The organism is Kitasatospora sp. NPDC086009 (assembly GCF_044540385.1).
Taxonomy (GTDB): Bacteria; Actinomycetota; Actinomycetes; order Streptomycetales; family Streptomycetaceae; genus Kitasatospora.
Genome location: NZ_JBITSA010000002.1, coordinates 161086 through 176873 on the forward strand (window position 1 = coordinate 161086; position 15788 = coordinate 176873).

Here is a 15788-nt window from a genome sequence, read left to right on the forward strand (position 1 = left end):
CCCGCCCGCCGGCCGCCCCCCCCCCCCCCCCCCCCCCCCCCCCCCCCCCCCCCCCCCCCCCCCCGGCGCGGGGCCCGCGCCCCCCCCCCCCCCCCCCCCCCCCCCCCGCGGCCGGATCAGGCCTTCTTGGCGCACTCCGCACAGGTCCCGAAGATCTCCAGGGTGTGGGCGATGTCGCTGAACCCGTGCTCGGCGGCTACCGAGTTGGCCCAGCGTTCGACGGCCGGCCCCTCCACCTCGACGGTCGCGCCGCAGTGCCGGCAGACCAGGTGGTGGTGGTGCCCGCTGCTGCAGCGGCGGTAGACGGCCTCGCCGTCGGCGGTGCGCAGCACGTCGACCTCGCCGGCGTCGGCGAGCGACTGCAGGGTGCGGTAGACCGTGGTCAGACCCACCGAGTCGCCTCGGTGCTTGAGCATGTCGTGGAGCTCCTGCGCGCTGCGGAAGTCCTCGATCTCGTCCAGGGCCGCCGAGACGGCGGCTCGCTGCCGGGTCGAGCGGGCGCGCGGCGACGGGCCTGCGGTGGTCACCGTGGGTCCTCCTGGGGGTGTGGGCATCTCGCACCTCATTGTGCCAGCCCCGCCCTCCGGTCCGGAGTGGTCGCGTCGGACGCGCTCTGCCCGGGCAGTTGGACGTCGCAGACCGCGGGGCCGGGGTCGGCCTTCGCCGTCCGGTGCCGGTGGCGGGCCAGCGGTGCGGCGATCGCGCTGAACACCGCGAACACCGCGATGGCGAGCAGCACGATGGCCGGTCCGGAGGGGACGTCGAGCTGGTAGGAGCCGGTGACGCCGGCCAGCGAGACCAGGACGCCGAGGCCGATCGAGGCGGCCTGGGTGGCGGCGAAGGAGCGGGTGAGCTGCTGGGCGGCCACCACCGGGACCACCATCAGCGCGCTGACCAGCAGCAGCCCGACGACCCGCATGGCGACCGTGACGGTGATCGCGGCCATCACCGCGAGCAGCAGGTTGAGGAGGCGCACCGGCAGGCCGGTGACCCGGGCGAAGTCCTCGTCCTGGCAGATCGCGAAGAGCTGGCGGCGCAGGCCCACGGTGACGCCGATGACCACGGCGCCGAGGACGCCGATGGTGACGAGGTCGGCGGGGGCGACGGTCAGGATGGAGCCCCAGAGGTAGCTCTCCAGGCTGCCGGCGCCGGCCTGGGCGGACTTCGAGACGAGCAGCTTGCCGCAGGCCATGCCGCCGTAGAACAGCATGGCGAGGGCGATGTCGCCGCGCTGGTTGCCGCGCGAGCGGACCAGCTCCATGGTGACGGCGCCGAGGACGCAGACCAGGACGGCCATCCAGACCGGGCTGGTGTCGAAGATGAAGCCGAGGCCGACCCCGGTCATCGCGACGTGGCCCATGCCGTCGCCCAGCAGTGCCTGGCGCCGCTGCACCAGGTAGATGCCGACGGCCGGCGCGGTGATGCCGACCAGGACGGCGGCGAGCAGGGCGCGCTGCATGAAGTCGTAGGAGAGCATCTCGGTCATGCGAGCAGCCTCGGCGGGGTGTGGTCGGCGTGCGGATGGACGTGGTCGTGGCCGGGCAGGGCGTGCAGGCCGGTGTTGGGGACGGGCGGGCCGTCGTGCGCGACGCAGCCGTCGCGCAGCACCACGGCGCGGTCGATCAGCGGCTCCAGCGGCCCGAGTTCGTGCAGTACCAGCAGCACGGCCGCGCCGCGTCCGACCTCGGCGCGCAGGGTGTCGGCGAGCACCTGCTGGCTGGTGGCGTCCACTCCGGCCATCGGCTCGTCCATGATCAGCAGGTCGGGGGTGCCGACCAGGGCGCGGGCGATCAGCACCCGCTGCTGCTGGCCGCCGGAGAGGTCGGCGACGCCGTCCCCGGCCCGGTCCAGCATGCCGACGGCGGTCAGCGCGCGGTCCACCGCGTCCCGGTCCCGGCGGCGGAAGGGCAGCAGCCGGTGCTGCGGGAGCCGCCCGGTGGAGACCACCTCGCGCACGGTGGCCGGCACGCCGGAGGCGGCGGTGGTGCGCTGCGGCACGTAGCCGACCCGGTGCCAGGCACGGAACTTGGCGAACGGGATGCCGAACAGGTCCAGGCTGCCGTGCTCCAGCGGGACGGCGCCGGTGACGGCCTTGACGGTGGTGGACTTGCCGGAGCCGTTGGCGCCGAGCAGGGCGACCACCTCGCCGGGTTGCACCGTGAGGTCGACGCCGCGCAGCACCGGCCTGCCGCCGCGCGAGGCGACGGCGTCGTGCAGGCGGACGGCCGGGGGTATCGGGTGGGTCATGGCGTGTTGTCGTCCCCTCAGCTGGTGGTGGCGCCGGCCGTGCCGAGCGCGGCCCGCAGGTTGGCGAGGTTCTGCTCCATCACCGTCAGGTAGGTGTCCTTGGCCGGGTCCTTGACGCCCTCCAGCGGGTCCAGCACCGCGGTCCGGAGGCCGAGGTCCTTGGCGACGGTCTCCGCGAGCTTGGGGCTGACCAGGGTCTCGAAGAAGATCGTGGTGACGCCGTTGTCCTTGGCGGCCTTCTGGACGTCGGCCAGCCGGGCCGGGGTGGGCTCGGACTCCGGGTCGACGCCGTTGATGGCGACCTGGGTGAGGCCGTAGTGCTCGGCGAGGTAGCCGAAGGCGGCGTGGCTGGTGACGAAGGTCCTGGTGTTCGCGTCCTTGAGGCCGTCCCGGAACCGCTGGTCCAGGGTGGTGAGCTTGCCGACCAGTTCGTCGGTGTTCTTCCGGTAGTCGGCCGCGTGCGCCGGGTCGGCTTTGGCGAACTCGGCGCCGACGCTCTGGGCGACCGCCGCGTAGCGGGTCGGGTCGAGCCAGATGTGCGGGTCGCCGGGGGCGCCGTCGTGCTGGTGGCCGTCGCCCTCGGCGTGGCCCTCCTCGCCCTCGCCGAGGTGGTGGTCGACCAGCGGGCTGGCGGCGGTGGCGTCGACGACGTGCTTGGCGCCGGAGTCGGCGACCGCCTTGTCCACGGTCGGCTGGAGGCCCTTGAGGTAGAGCAGGGCGTCGGCCTTCTTGACGCTCGCGACCTGCTTGGCGGTGAGGTCGAGGTCGTGCGGCTCGGTGCCGGCCGGGGTCAGGGTGGTGACCTTGACGTGCTCGCCGCCGATCTGCGAGGCGAGGAACTCCATCGGATAGAACGAGGCGACGACGCCCAGCTTGCCGTCCGTGCCCTTGGCGCCGCCGTCCCCGCCGCAGGCGGTGAGCAGGAGGGTGCCGGCGAGGGTGGTCGCGGTCAGGGCGAGGACGGTGCGGGTAGGTCGTCGGATCATCATGACAACCATTCTCAGGTTAGATGGAAATGATTGTCAAATCACTCGGACGGGTGAACGGTGGATGGTGATGGTTGGGTGGGGCCGGGCGATACCGATTTGAACCCCGTACCCGTATGGCCGGTAACCTGAGGTATTCGGGTACGCGCAACCAGCCGTGCCCTGACCGTGCCGTCGTACTGAAGAGAGCACTGTGGCCGCCGACAAGATCGACACGATCGTCAGCCTGAGCAAGCGCCGTGGCTTCGTCTACCCCTGCAGCGAGATCTACGGCGGCACGCGTGCCGCCTGGGACTACGGGCCGCTGGGCGTCGAGCTGAAGGAGAACATCAAGCGCCAGTGGTGGCGCGCGATGGTCCAGGCCCGTGAGGACGTCGTCGGGCTCGATTCGTCGGTGATCCTGGCCCGTGAGGTCTGGGAGGCCTCCGGTCACGTCGCCACCTTCAACGACCCGCTGACCGAGTGCCTCTCCTGCCACAAGCGCCACCGGGCCGACCACCTGGAGGAGAAGTACGAGGCCAAGCACGGCTACCCGCCGGCGAACGGCCTCAAGGACATCAACTGCCCCGACTGCGGCACCAAGGGCTCCTTCACCGAGCCCCGGGAGTTCTCGGGCATGCTGAAGACGCACCTCGGCGTCACCGAGGAGGCGGGCGGCCTGGCCTACCTGCGCCCGGAGACGGCGCAGGGCATCTTCACCAACTTCAAGGCCGTCCAGACGACCTCGCGCAAGAAGCCGCCGTTCGGCATCGCCCAGACCGGCAAGAGCTTCCGCAACGAGATCACCCCCGGCAACTTCATCTTCCGCACCCGCGAGTTCGAGCAGATGGAGATGGAGTTCTTCGTCAAGCCGGGCGAGGACGAGCAGTGGCACGACTACTGGCTCCAGCAGCGCTGGGACTGGTACGTCGACCTCGGCCTGCGGACCGAGAACATGCGCTTCTTCGAGCACCCGAAGGAGAAGCTGTCCCACTACGCCAAGCGCACGGTGGACATCGAGTACCGCTTCAACTTCGGCGGCCAGGAGTTCTCCGAGCTGGAGGGCGTCGCCAACCGCACCGACTACGACCTCACGGTGCACAGCGAGGCCTCCGGCCAGGACCTCAAGTACTTCGACCAGGAGTCCGGCGAGCGGTACTTCCCGTACGTCATCGAGCCGGCGGCGGGCCTCAACCGCGCCATGCTGGCCTTCCTGATCGACGCCTACTTCGAGGACGAGGCGCCCAACGCCAAGGGCGTCCTGGAGAAGCGCGTCGGCATGCGGCTGGACCCGCGGCTGGCCCCGGTCAAGGTCGCGGTGCTGCCGCTGTCGCGCAACGCCGACCTCTCGCCGAAGGCCCGCGGCCTGGCCGCCGACCTGCGCACCGCGTGGAACGTCGAGTTCGACGACGCGGGCGCGATCGGCAAGCGCTACCGCCGCCAGGACGAGATCGGCACGCCGTTCTGCGTCACCGTCGACTTCGACACCCTTGAGGACAACGCGGTGACCGTGCGCGAGCGCGACACCATGTCGCAGGAGCGCGTCTCGCTCGACCAGGTGAAGTCGTACCTGGCCGCGCGGCTGATCGGCTGCTGACCGCAGCACACCCGGCCGTCGCGCCGAAGGAGCCCCCGTCCGCCTTCCGGCGGGCGGGGGCTCCCCGCGTCCGGCTCGTCGAACCCGCCGACCCCGGCCTACCGGCGGCCCCAGCGGGAGCGCGGCGGGCCGGCCGGGGCGGTCGGCAGGCCGGCGCCGCGCAGCGAGGCGAGGGTGCTGCGGTGGCGGCCCTCGTCCTCCAGGAGGGCGGCCAGCAGGCCGTCGTAGAGCCGCCGGTGCGGGGCGAGCGCGGTGGCGAGCCGGACGAGTTCGGTCGGCGGGCGCAGCGCCGCGAGGTCGCGCAGCAGGACGCCGGACAGTGGTTCCGGCAGGGTGCCGGCCAGGTCGGTGAGTTCGGCGGCGGGCCGGCCCGCGGCCTGGCGCAGCAGCGTCCGGGCGTCCTCGGAGCGGCCGGCCCGCTCCAGCCCGGCCGCGAGGGCGGCCAGCTCGGCGGTGGGCGCGGAGCCCCACTCCCAGAGCAGGGTGGCGCTGTCCGCGTGCTGGCCGGCCCGTTCCAGGGCCACCAGCAGGGCCGGCAGCGCGTCGGCCGGGTAGGCCCAGAGGGCGTGGAACAGTTCGGTCGCCTCCTGGGCCAGGCCGGCGGAGCGCAGTTCGGCGAGGGTGCTGGCGGCCTGTGTCGGAGTGCCGGCCGCGGCGCCGCGGGCCAGCTGGACGGAGGCGTCGGGCGGGCCGCCGCGGGCGAGCAGACCGGCCAGCCGGGCGGTGTCGAGCGGGAGGAGCAGGGCGGCGGCCTGGCCCAGCAGGGAGGTGATCTCCTGGGTGGCGCCCTGGCGGTGCAGAGCGGTGATCCGCTCGGCGAGGGCGGTCAGTTCGGCGGGGGAGCGGCGCCGGGGCGGCTCCGGTGGCTCTTCGGGCGCGGGCGGTGGCTGGGGCGCCGGGACCGTCCGGGGCGGGGTCGGTTCGCCGGCCTCCTCGGGGCGGGACCGCGGGGCGCCGAACCGGGCCCCGGTGGCGGGTGGCGGCGGAGCGGCTCGGCGCGCCGACGGGGCGTGCGCTCCTTCCTCCTCCCCCCGCACGCCCCCGAAGCGGGCGCCGGTGGGCTGCCGGGGCACCGGATTGCGGACCGGCGGCTGGCGCAGCCGGTCCTCCAGCGCGGTCAACTGCTCGCTGAGCTCCAGGCAGCGGGTGCCGAGCCCCTCGCGCAGCGTCCGCGCCTGGGCCAGCTGCCGCAGCAGTTCCGCGTCCGGCCGCTGCCGCTCCGGGACGGCCCGCACGGCCTCGGCGAGCCGCCGTTCGCGCTGGTTGGCGTACTGCCGGGCTCGCAGTAATTCGTCCAGCTCGGCACGGAGGTCGAGCGCGTCCTGTTCGCTCTCGCCGCTGTGCTGAGCCGGGGGTTGTTCCGTGTGCCGTATCCGCATGATCGCCGCACCCTGTCCATCTCGACCCTGACTGCGGGTCATCCTGGCGTCGATATACGGCGACAGAGTTACGGGAGTGCGTCGAAATGTTTGCGACTGCCGTCCAGGACCGCGCAGACGGCACCGGCGGTGAGCAAGCCGACGACGCCCGCCCGGAGCAGAGCCGCCTCGAAGTACGGGTCGGTGGACCACCGGACGGCCAGGTATCCCGCCCCCGCGCCGACGGCAGCGGGCAGGACGAGCCGGCCCGCGCGCCGGCCGACGGCGGCGATCAGCACCGCGGCGCCCGCCGCGGCGGCCAGCCGGGGCGTGCCGAAGCTCCCGGCGTACCGGAGGGCGAGGGCGGGGACGAGGAACAGCGCGAGGCCCCGGCCGAGGGAGTCCGTGAGCGCGGCCACGCGGGGACCGGCCGGGGCGCCGGGCCGCTTCGCCGCCAGGACGCGGGTCGCGCCGAGCACGGCGACCGCGGTGATCATGCCCGTGAGCCGTTCGCCGAGCCGGGAGAGGTTGTAGAGCAGCACGGTGTCGTAGAGGGCCAGCATCAGGGAGCCGAAGGCCCACAGCTCGACCGCGAGGACGAGCGGCCCGGGGGAGCGGGGCGCGGTGTCCGCCTCCCGCCCCGCGATCCGGGCGAGCAGCGGCGCGGTGACCAGCGCCGACACGACCCGGATGACCAGGTCGTCCACCGTGTACGGGTTGCGCAGCTCCCACTCCACCGCGCAGAACGCGACGGTGTACGAGGCGGCGGCGAGCGGGAGCAGCGGTGAGCGGGCCACCCGGACGTACAGCTGCCGGTCGAGCCGGCGCAGCACGGCGAGGAAGGCCAGCAGGACGAGCGGGAGTTCGAGGAAGGCCTGGACGCGCAGCACGGACGGCGCGAGCAGCTCGGGTGCGGGCGTGTGGGCGGCGACCCAGTCGACGAACGGGTTGCCGCGGGGCACGGCGAACCATCCGGGGGGCAGGTAGCGCGCGACGAACGCGGTGCTGCCGTCGTGCACGCGCTGGACGTAGACGGCGAAGGCCAGTTGGTTGAGGAGGATCAGCGCCACGACGGCGGCGAGCAACGCCTCCGGCCCGGGCGCTCCCCCGCGCCCGGGCCGGACCTCCTGCCGCAGCACCCTCGGGGTGAGGGCGAGCGCGGCGCCCACCGACAGCACCGCCGTGGCGTCCAGGGCCGGGGCGATCGTGCTCATCGGCTCCTCCGGCGGGTCGCGCTTCTCCGGCTCGTCGTGCTTGTGGCGCTCGTCGTTCTCGTGGCGCTCGTGGCGCTCGTGACGCTCGTCGTGCTCGTCATGCCCGTCCTGCTCGTGGCGCTCGCGATGCTCACCGGGCCAGCCGGGTGCGGGCCTCCATCAGGGCGAAGCCGAGCAGGTTCTCCCCGCGCCAGTCGGCCGGTCGGGCGGCCCGTTCGTCGTCGGCGGCGAGACCGATGCCCCAGAGCCGGTCCACCGGGCTGGCCTCGACCAGGACGCGCTGCCGGGTGCCGAGGAGGTAGTCGCGGAGGGCGTCGTCCTGCCCGAACTTGGCGACATTGCCCGTCACCACCAGCTCGAACCGCCCGGCGGCCCAGGTGGGTTCGTCGAACCCCCGCACCTGGCGCCCCAGCTTCTTCGCCTCGGCCGGGGTCCGGGCGGCGAGGATCCGCGGCACGATCGCCTCGTCGCCGAACAGCCGGGCCTTCCCGGCCATCATCCAGTGCTCGGCGCTCGCGTACGTCACGCCGTCCACGGTGAAGGGGGACGGCCACCACTGGCTCAGCGCCCCCTGACCGACCGAACCGTCCTGCCGCGGCTGATGCCCCCAGAACATCAGCCACTTCGGCTCGGCGCCGGAGGCGACGGCCGCCACCAGCTCGGCCCGGTTGCGGGTGTCGAGGGGGTTCCCCTGCTCCAGGGTGCTCATATCGTCATCCTGACGTAAAGGGGCTCGTGGTGCCAGTGATTTGATCGGGGCGGTCCGCCCGTGACCGGCTCCGGGAACGGGGCTGAATCCTTTGCGCGGGGGCGTGCCTCTTATGAATGTCTCCGACGAAAGGGTCGGACCGGACTGGGAGGTTCTCGTGATCGTTGGCATCGCCGTGGCTGTCGCCCTGCTGCTGCTGTGCACCTGCACCGTGGCCGTGATGAGGAAGCGGGGGCGGGGCCGTGGCTGACGCGGGGGGCTGGCCGGGGGAGCGCCTGGTCCACGCGGCGCAGCGGGGGGACGTCGACTCGATCGCCGCGCTGGTGTCGGGGGCGCACCCGCATGTGCGGCGGTTCGCCCGGACGTTGTGCGCCTCGCCGGAGGATGCCGAGGACGCGGCGCAGGAGGCGCTGATCATCCTGTACCGCAAGATCGGGATGCTGCGGGCCTCCGGTGCGCTGGCGTCGTGGATGTTCCGCATCGTGCGCAACGAGTGCCTGCGCCGGGCGCGGGTACTGCGGCGCGACCCCGTGCCGTCGGGGGGCGACACCGTGCTGTCGGCCGAGGAGGAGGTGCTGCGACGCCTGGAGGCCGGGCGGGTGGCGGCGGCGATCGCCGCGCTCCCGGCCGACCAGCGGCGGGTGCTGGTCATGCGGGACATCCAGGGCCTCGACGGGCGGACGGTCGCCGACGCGCTGGGGCTGAGCGGCGCGGCGATGAAGTCACGACTGCACCGGGCGCGATCGGCCGTCCGCTGCGAGCTGCGGGCCGCGCCCGAGACCGTCCTTGGAGGCATCGGTGAGTGATCGACCCGACTTCGCGAGTGCGTCCCTGCCCCGCCACCTGGTGCGCGGCGCGGTGGGGTTCGGCGGCCTGATCGGCGCCTTCGCGCTGCTCCCGGTGGTGGGGCCGGCCGCGCTGCTGCTCCTCCCGATCGGCGTGCTCGCCCTGCGCGGATGCCCGATGTGCTGGACGATCGGGCTGATCCAGACCGTCTCGCGGGGCCGCCTGGAGCGCTCCTGCACGGCGGACGGCCAGTGCCGGCTGACCGTCGCCGGGTCCGGCTGACGACGCCCCGGGCACCCGAGCGCGCCCGACCGCGACTTCGCGGGCGGGCGCGCGGGCTGTGCGGGAGCCGGTCGTGACCCGGCCGTCCGGGGTCACCCGATGGAGCGGGGGAGCCGGGTGGTCAGGTACAGGATGCTGAAGGAGCCCAGCAGTTGGACGGCGAGGCAGAGGGCCAGCGCGCGGTCCATGCCCACGGTCGGGGCGAGGGTCAGGTAGAGGCTGCCGAGGGTGGCCACGCCGAGGGCCAGGCTGGACTGCTGGCTGGTGGCGAGGACGCCGCTGCCGACGCCCGCGCGGTCGGCGGGCACCTTGGAGAGGACCACCCGGAACAGCGGGGTGCCGATCAGGCCCTGCCCGATGCCCGCGAGCGCGACCCCGGGGGCCATCCGCAGCGGGGAGAAGTGCGACCAGTCGGCGAGCACCGTCAGGATCAGGGCGGCCAGGCCGAGCGCCTGGACGACGGCGCCGGCGGTCAGTACCCGGCTGCCGAAGCGGCCGATCAGCCGGGGGCCGGCGAGCGAGGCCCCGAAGTAGCCGACGGCCATCGGAACGAGCGCCCAGCCGGCCGCCACCGGGCCGAGCCGCAGGCCCTGCTGGAGGGCGATCGCGATCACGAACATGAAGCCGCCGAAGCCGCCGAAGTAGGGGAGGGCGATGCCGAGCCCGCGCCGCATCTCGGGGATCCGCAGCAGGCTGGGCGGCACCAGCGGGGTGGCGCCCCGGCGTTCGGCGCGGGTCTCGACCAGGGCGAAGGCGACCGCGAACACCGGGGAGAGCGCGAGCAGCACCCAGGACCAGAGCGGCCAGCCGGCGGCGCGGCCCTCCATCAGCGGGACGAGCAGGGCGAGCATGGTCGCGGTGAGCAGCAGGGTGCCCAGGACGTCCACCCGGGCGGCCTGCGGGGAGCGGCTCTCCGGCACGTACCGGAGGGCGAGGACGAGGGCGAGCAGGGCGAACGGGACGTTCAGCAGGAAGACCGAGCGCCAGCCGGTGCCGAGGACGTCGGCGGCGACCAGCATCCCGCCGAGCACCTGGCCGACCACCACCGAGATCCCGGCGACCGCGCCGTAGACGCTGAGCGCGTGGGCGCGGCGGGCGCCGTGGGTGGCGGCGGTGATGGTGCCGAGGACCTGGGGGACGATCAGGGCGGCCGAGGCGCCCTGGGCGGCGCGGGCGGCGACCAGCGACCAGGCCCCGGGGGCGAGCCCGCAGGCGAGCGAGGTGAGGGCGAACGCGGCGGCGCCGACCACGAAGAGCCGTCGGCGGCCGAAGATGTCGCCGAGCCGGCCGCCGAGGACGAGCAGGACGGCGAAAGCGATGCCGTACCCGGCGGCGACCAGCTCCAGCACGGCGGGGCCGGCGGCGAGGTCGCGGTCGATGGTGGGCAGGGCGACGTTGACGATGAAGAAGTCGAGCATCGGCAGGAACGCCCCGAGCAGTACGGTGACCAGCCCGGCGGTGCCGATCGAAGCGCTGCCGATCGAAGCGGTGCTCGGCGAGGGGGTGCTCGGCGAGGTGGTGCCGGAGGCGGCAGAGGCGGTGGTGCTACCGGTGCTGGTGGTACCGGCCGTGGTGGAACCGGTGGGGCGGGCTGACGCGGTAGCGGTGGTGGTCGTGGCGACGGCGAGTTGTTGGGTCACGGGTCATACGATCTTCCGTCCGACAACCTGGTACCAGAGTGTGCTTATCCAGGTATCAGAAGTACCTGGCACCCGGCTCCCGCATGGCGCATGCTGAGTCCATGAGCCTGACCACCGCGTCCGTCCGAAGCACCACCGCGTCCGCCGGGTCGACCGCGACCGCGAGCCCCGCAGCCGCTCCGTCGACCCCGCTCGCCGCCGAGGCCCGACGGCACGAGCTGGCGGCGTTCCTGCGCAGCCGCCGCGAGCGGATCGCACCGGAGCAGGTGGGCCTGCCGACGACCGGCCGCCGCCGGACGCCGGGGCTGCGCCGCGAGGAGCTCGCGCAGCTCGCCGCCGTGGGGGTCACCTGGTACACGTGGCTGGAGCAGGGCCGGGACATCCAGGTCTCCACCCAGGTACTGGACGCCGTCGCCCGTGCCCTGCGGCTCGATCCGGCCGAGCGGTCGCACCTGTTCGCCCTGGCGGCCGCCGAGGACCCCGCCCCGGTGCTGGAGTGCCCGACGGTGACCCCGGCGGTGCGGCTGGTGCTGGAGCAGATGGCGCCGATGCCGGCGGCGGTGATCAACGCCCGATACGACATCCTGGCGCACAACCCCTCCTACACCCACCTGGTCGGGAACGTCGACGAGTTGCCGTTCGAGGAGCGGAACCTGGTCTGGATGGCGTTCACACCGTCGCGCTTCCGGGACGTGCTGGTGAACCACGAGCAGGAGCGCGAGGGGATGGTGGCCCGGTTCCGGTCGGGCATGGCGGACCACACCGCCGAACCGGCCTGGAAGGCACTGCTCGCCCGGCTGCGCAAGGCCTCGCCGGACTTCGAGGCGGCCTGGCAGCGGCACGACGTCCAGCGGCCCGGCAACGGACTCAAGCAGTTCCTCATCCCGGGGGTCGGGCTGCTGCACTGTGACTACACGAGCTTCTGGCTCGGGCCCCGCCCCAGCACCCGCCTGATCGCCTACACCCCCAGGGACGAGGAGACCCGGGCACGGATGGCCCTCATGGCGGACGGCCTCTGATCCGGACGGCCGTCGGACCACCCGTCGGGCCCGGCCGCCGCCGAGCCGGCCCGTCGTGCGCGGCCCCGGCCCCGACACCGGCTCGGCAGCCGCCGAGCGCCGGCCGAGTGCCAGGCAGAGGACGGCCAGCGGCAGCTCGACACCGCAGGCCATCACCAGGGCGGCGAGCAGCGGCAGCCCGCGTCCGGCGGTGCCGACGTCGGCCAGGGCGTCGCCCGCGAGCAGCAGCGCCACCACGCAGGCGGGCCCGAGCGCGGCCGGACTGCGGCGGCGCAGCAGCGCGTCCAGCCAGAGCAGGGCGCTCAGCTCGCCCAGGTCGAGGACGACCCAGACGGTCTCGTGGCAGAGCACCAGCACGGCCAGCCAGGGCAGCAGGGCCAGCGCCGCCAGGGCGGGCACCTGCGGAGCCCAGCCGGGCAGCGCCGGGGCGGTCGGCCGGCTCAGCCGGCTCGGCCGGATGCGCGGAGCCGGCCAGGTGAACGACGTCGGCCGGGCTCCCGGCAGGACGGCGGCGCTCACCGTGCGCTCCGGCCGGGCGTGCGGACCCGCTCCAGCGACCGCCGCACCCGGCCGGTCGGGTGCTCCACCAGGACGCCGCCGAACGGGCCCCGCGCCCAGGCGAGCCAGAACTCCCCGGCCACCGTGACCACCTCGGTTGCCTCGACCACCCCGGCCCGCCGCACCGCCCGGCGCAGCCGCCCGGCGGTGAAGCCCACGGCGGGCACCGGGCCGCCCTGCGGCAGCCGGCCCCAGACCAGCCCGTACGACTCCCGCGCGCCGATGGCCGGGCACCGCCGGGCGCCGCGCAGCAGCTCCGGGGCGAGCCGGGCCGCGACCACGACGTCGACCAACTCGCCGTGCTCGTACACCTCCAGCGCGGCCCGCCCCCGGGACGCCGGGACGCCCCGCACCGACCAGGGCCCGAGCAGCCCGAGCGGGCCCGCCGACCCGAGCGGGCCGACCGGCCGCGCCCACGCGGCGCCGGCGTCGCCGAGACCGGCGGCGGGCCGCGGGTGCGGCGCGGTGGTGGGGTGCGAAGGAGTGCTCGTCATGCCGTCAAGACTTCCGTGGACGGCGCTCGCTGTCGGTAGTGCACCACACCGAATCAGGGGTGTACCCAGCTACACCCCAGGTCTCCACTCCCCTTCATGGCGGCCGTCGATCTTCGCGCCCTACGCTGTCCGTCATGCCCTCCACCCCGCTGCGCCGTGCGCTCGCCAGGAGCGTCGGGCGGCCGCTGTGGGCGGCCGTCTGGCGCGACACCCGGTTCATAGCCGCCGGCGTCCCACTGGCCGCGCCGATCTGGCTGGCCGTCCTCTACCTCAAGGTGTTCCTGCTGGTCCTCGGCCTGAGCCTGGCCGGCATGCGCCTGCTGACGACGGCCCAGCGCGGCCGGTTGCGCGCCCTGCGCGGGGTCGAGGTGCCGCCGCTGCTCCGTCCGGTCCGGACCTCGGCCGGTCCGCTGACCGGGCTGCGCACGGGGGTGAGCTGGCGTCAGGTCGGCTACCACCTGCTCGCGGGCCCGCTGCTCGCGCTCGGCGCCGTCGGGCTGCTCTACGCCTGGGGCGCGGGCCTGGTGATGGCCACCGTCTACGGCTGGACGTGGCTGATGCCGTCGTCGAGCCCGGTCCGCGGGCAGCTGGTCACGCTGGATGTCGCGGTCACCGTGGGCGGCGTGCTGCTGCTCCTCGTCCTGCCGTGGGCGACGGTCCTGCTGGCCCGGCTGGAGGAGTGGACGGCCCTGCGGCTGCTCGGCCCCGGCCGGGCGGAGGCCCTGGAGCGCCGGGTCGAGGAGATCGCCGAGAGCCGGGCCGGCCTGGTCGACGCCGTCGACGCCGAGCGCCGCCGGATCGAGCGCGACCTGCACGACGGCGCCCAGCAGCGGCTCACCTCGCTGGCGATGAACCTGGGCCTGGCCCGGCGCACCCTCAAACACGCCCCGCCCGAGGTCATGCAGGTGATAGTCGACGCGCACGAGGAGGCCCAGGCCGCCATCGACGAACTGCGGGACCTCGTGCGCGGCCTGCACCCCGCCGTTCTGGAGGACCGCGGCCTGGACGCGGCGCTGTCCGGCATCGCCGCCCGCTCGCCGCTGCCGGTGCGCGTCGACGTCGCCCTGACCGAGCCGGTCGCCCCGACCGTCGAGGCGGTCGCCTACTTCACCGTCTCCGAGGCGCTGACCAACGTCGCCAAGCACGCCCGTGCCTCCCGGGTCGACCTCTCGGTGCGGACGGCTGGCGGCCGGCTGCGCCTGGTCGTCAGCGACGACGGTGTCGGCGGCGCGGACGCCGCGCGCGGCACCGGCCTGACCGGGCTGCGCAAGCGCGCCGCCTCGGTCGACGGCACGCTGTCCGTTCTGAGCCCCCTCGGGGGCCCCACCACCATCACCGTGGAGTTGCCGTGCGTGCTGTGATCGCCGAGGACTCGGTCCTGCTGAGGGTCGGTCTGGTCAAGGTCCTGGAGGCCGTGGGCTTCGAGGTGGCGGCCGCGGTCGGGGACGCCGAGGCGCTGCTCGCCGCCGTCGAGGAGCACCGTCCGGCGGTGGTGGTGGCGGACGTCCGGATGCCGCCCGACTACACCGACGAGGGCGTCCGGGCCGCACTGATGATCCGCCGGCAGTGGCCGGAGGTCGCGGTGCTGCTGCTCTCGCAGTACGTCGAGGAGCGGTACGCGGCCGATCTGCTGGCCACGAACACCAGCGGGGTGGGCTACCTGCTCAAGCAGCGGGTGGCCAATGTGGACGACTTCGTGGACGCCCTCCAGCGGGTGGCCGAGGGCGGCACCGCGCTGGACCCGGAGGTGGTCGCCCAGCTGCTGGTCCGCCGCCACCGCGATCCGCTGGAGAAGCTGACCCCGCGCGAGCGGGACGTGCTCGGCCTGATGGCGGAGGGCCGCTCCAACGCGGCGATCGCCGCCGCCCTGGTGGTCAGCGACAGCGCCGTGGCGAAGCACATCAACTCGATCTTCACCAAGCTCGAACTGCCGCCGGCCGACAACAGCCACCGCCGGGTGCTCGCGGTGCTGCGGTTCCTGGAGGTCGGGTAGCCGTGGGCGCACGTCGGGCCTGGCAGATCACCGGGACGCTCACGCTGGCCTTCGCCATGCTGTTCGGCGCCGTGCAGACCTGGGCGGTGGTGGTGCAGCAGAAGGCGGTGTCCGAGCACTCCTACCAGGTCGCGGTGACCAGGGTGGAGCTGGACACCGGGACGGCGGAGGTCCGGATCAAGCCGGGCGTCCCCGGACGGGTGACGATGAGGCAGTACCTGGACTGGACGGTCCGCAAGCCCACGGTCTCGGCGATCTTCCAGGGGGACGTCCTCACCGTCCGGATGCGCTGCAACCAGCTGCTGCCGGCGGTGGACGTCGGCTGCGGCGCCTCGATCGATCTGGAGGTACCGGCCGCGGCCTCGGTGTCCGGCGGGGGGACGTCCGGTGCCCTGGAGGTCCGGGACCTCACCGGGGACGTCCGGCTCACCGCGACCTCGGGCGCGATCCGGCTGACCGGGCTCTCCGGACAGGTGTACGCACGCACCACCTCCGGGGAGCTGAAGGCCGCCGGCCTCGGGTCGCCGCGGGTGGAGGTGAGGGCCTTCTCCGGGGAGATCGACCTGGGCTTCGTGCGGCCGCCGCGGCTGGTGGACGCCGGTGCCACCTCCGGGTCGGTGGCGATCGGACTCCCGAAGGGCTCCCGGTACGCCTTCGACTTCAGCGGCGCCGCCGGTCCGGGCGACCGCCACATCGACCCCGAGCTGGCCGACTCCACCAGCTCCGACACCGTCCGGGTGGTGACTACGTCGGGTTCGGTGCGCATCGTCACCGCGGCGGGCTGACGGACAAGGGCCGACGGACGCGGGCCCACGGACGCGGGCCCCGGACGAAGGCCAACGGACGAAGGCCAACGGCCAACGGCCCACCGCCCGGCCCCCGGAAGGGCCCGGTGAGCAGCGCCGACCGGCCCCGGCGCGCGGTGG

The 15788-nt window shown here is 74.3% G+C and carries 16 protein-coding genes; 7 read left to right on the plus strand and 9 right to left on the minus strand.

From position 1 onward, the window contains the following. Positions 1-116: 116 nt before the first annotated feature. From ACIF6L_RS06375 to ACIF6L_RS06390, 4 genes are read right to left on the minus strand one after another with little or no spacing between them, the layout of a single operon-like run. Positions 117-527, minus strand: coding sequence for a Fur family transcriptional regulator (locus ACIF6L_RS06375; RefSeq protein WP_329487566.1), 411 nt, complete (start codon positions 525-527; stop codon positions 117-119). Between the two features lie 35 nt (positions 528-562). Continuing rightward, a complete protein-coding gene (locus ACIF6L_RS06380; RefSeq protein ID WP_329487564.1) occupies positions 563-1486 on the minus strand; it encodes a metal ABC transporter permease in 924 nt (307 codons plus the stop codon). Next, positions 1483-2247 carry a metal ABC transporter ATP-binding protein gene (locus ACIF6L_RS06385; protein WP_329487562.1) on the minus strand — a complete coding sequence of 255 codons (765 nt, stop codon included), beginning with the start codon at positions 2245-2247 and terminating at the stop codon, positions 1483-1485. The genes ACIF6L_RS06380 and ACIF6L_RS06385 overlap by 4 nt, the downstream gene beginning before the upstream one ends. Before the next feature lie 17 nt (positions 2248-2264). Then, positions 2265-3236 (minus strand): metal ABC transporter substrate-binding protein, encoded by a 972-nt coding sequence (locus ACIF6L_RS06390; RefSeq protein ID WP_329487561.1) that lies wholly within the window; start codon positions 3234-3236, stop codon positions 2265-2267. Positions 3237-3426: 190 nt separating this feature from the next. Here ACIF6L_RS06390 and ACIF6L_RS06395 point away from each other — a divergent pair, with 190 nt between their 5' ends. Further along, positions 3427-4809, plus strand: a complete 1383-nt coding sequence (locus ACIF6L_RS06395; protein WP_329487560.1) for a glycine--tRNA ligase — start codon at positions 3427-3429, stop codon at positions 4807-4809. 98 nt (positions 4810-4907) lie between these two features. Here the strand turns inward: ACIF6L_RS06395 and ACIF6L_RS06400 are convergent, their stop codons facing one another. The 3 genes from ACIF6L_RS06400 to ACIF6L_RS06410 form a co-directional block, all read right to left on the minus strand. Further along, complete coding sequence (locus ACIF6L_RS06400; RefSeq protein ID WP_396487025.1) at positions 4908-6188, minus strand: hypothetical protein; 1281 nt, start codon at positions 6186-6188, stop codon at positions 4908-4910. A 68-nt stretch (positions 6189-6256) separates the two neighbouring features. After that, positions 6257-7381: a hypothetical protein gene (locus tag ACIF6L_RS06405; RefSeq protein WP_396487024.1), complete on the minus strand. Its 1125-nt coding sequence runs from the start codon at positions 7379-7381 to the stop codon at positions 6257-6259. A 130-nt stretch (positions 7382-7511) separates the two neighbouring features. Next, positions 7512-8090 carry an NADAR family protein gene (locus ACIF6L_RS06410; protein WP_396487023.1) on the minus strand — a complete coding sequence of 193 codons (579 nt, stop codon included), beginning with the start codon at positions 8088-8090 and terminating at the stop codon, positions 7512-7514. Positions 8091-8332: 242 nt separating this feature from the next. Between ACIF6L_RS06410 and ACIF6L_RS06415 the strand changes: the two genes are divergently transcribed. After that, positions 8333-8896: an RNA polymerase sigma factor gene (locus tag ACIF6L_RS06415; protein ID WP_396487022.1), complete on the plus strand. Its 564-nt coding sequence runs from the start codon at positions 8333-8335 to the stop codon at positions 8894-8896. Continuing rightward, positions 8889-9158 carry a hypothetical protein gene (locus ACIF6L_RS06420; RefSeq protein WP_329487553.1) on the plus strand — a complete coding sequence of 90 codons (270 nt, stop codon included), beginning with the start codon at positions 8889-8891 and terminating at the stop codon, positions 9156-9158. The genes ACIF6L_RS06415 and ACIF6L_RS06420 overlap by 8 nt, the downstream gene beginning before the upstream one ends. A gap of 92 nt (positions 9159-9250) precedes the next feature. On the opposite strand, the gene ACIF6L_RS06425 is transcribed toward ACIF6L_RS06420, so the two are convergent. Beyond that, entirely contained in the window at positions 9251-10576 is a 1326-nt protein-coding gene (locus tag ACIF6L_RS06425) for an MFS transporter (protein ID WP_396487128.1), read from the minus strand. 323 nt (positions 10577-10899) lie between these two features. Between ACIF6L_RS06425 and ACIF6L_RS06430 the strand changes: the two genes are divergently transcribed. After that, positions 10900-11817 carry a helix-turn-helix transcriptional regulator gene (locus tag ACIF6L_RS06430; RefSeq protein WP_359838492.1) on the plus strand — a complete coding sequence of 306 codons (918 nt, stop codon included), beginning with the start codon at positions 10900-10902 and terminating at the stop codon, positions 11815-11817. 515 nt (positions 11818-12332) lie between these two features. On the opposite strand, the gene ACIF6L_RS06435 is transcribed toward ACIF6L_RS06430, so the two are convergent. Beyond that, positions 12333-12869, minus strand: coding sequence for a hypothetical protein (locus ACIF6L_RS06435; protein ID WP_396487021.1), 537 nt, complete (start codon positions 12867-12869; stop codon positions 12333-12335). A gap of 134 nt (positions 12870-13003) precedes the next feature. Here ACIF6L_RS06435 and ACIF6L_RS06440 point away from each other — a divergent pair, with 134 nt between their 5' ends. From ACIF6L_RS06440 to ACIF6L_RS06450, 3 genes are read left to right on the plus strand one after another with little or no spacing between them, the layout of a single operon-like run. After that, entirely contained in the window at positions 13004-14230 is a 1227-nt protein-coding gene (locus tag ACIF6L_RS06440; RefSeq protein WP_359838488.1) for a histidine kinase, read from the plus strand. Next, a complete protein-coding gene (locus ACIF6L_RS06445; RefSeq protein WP_352289806.1) occupies positions 14218-14862 on the plus strand; it encodes a response regulator transcription factor in 645 nt (214 codons plus the stop codon). Before ACIF6L_RS06440 ends, ACIF6L_RS06445 begins: the two co-directional genes overlap by 13 nt. A gap of 2 nt (positions 14863-14864) precedes the next feature. Then, positions 14865-15647 carry a DUF4097 family beta strand repeat-containing protein gene (locus ACIF6L_RS06450; protein ID WP_396487020.1) on the plus strand — a complete coding sequence of 261 codons (783 nt, stop codon included), beginning with the start codon at positions 14865-14867 and terminating at the stop codon, positions 15645-15647. The last annotated feature ends 141 nt before the right edge of the window (positions 15648-15788 follow it).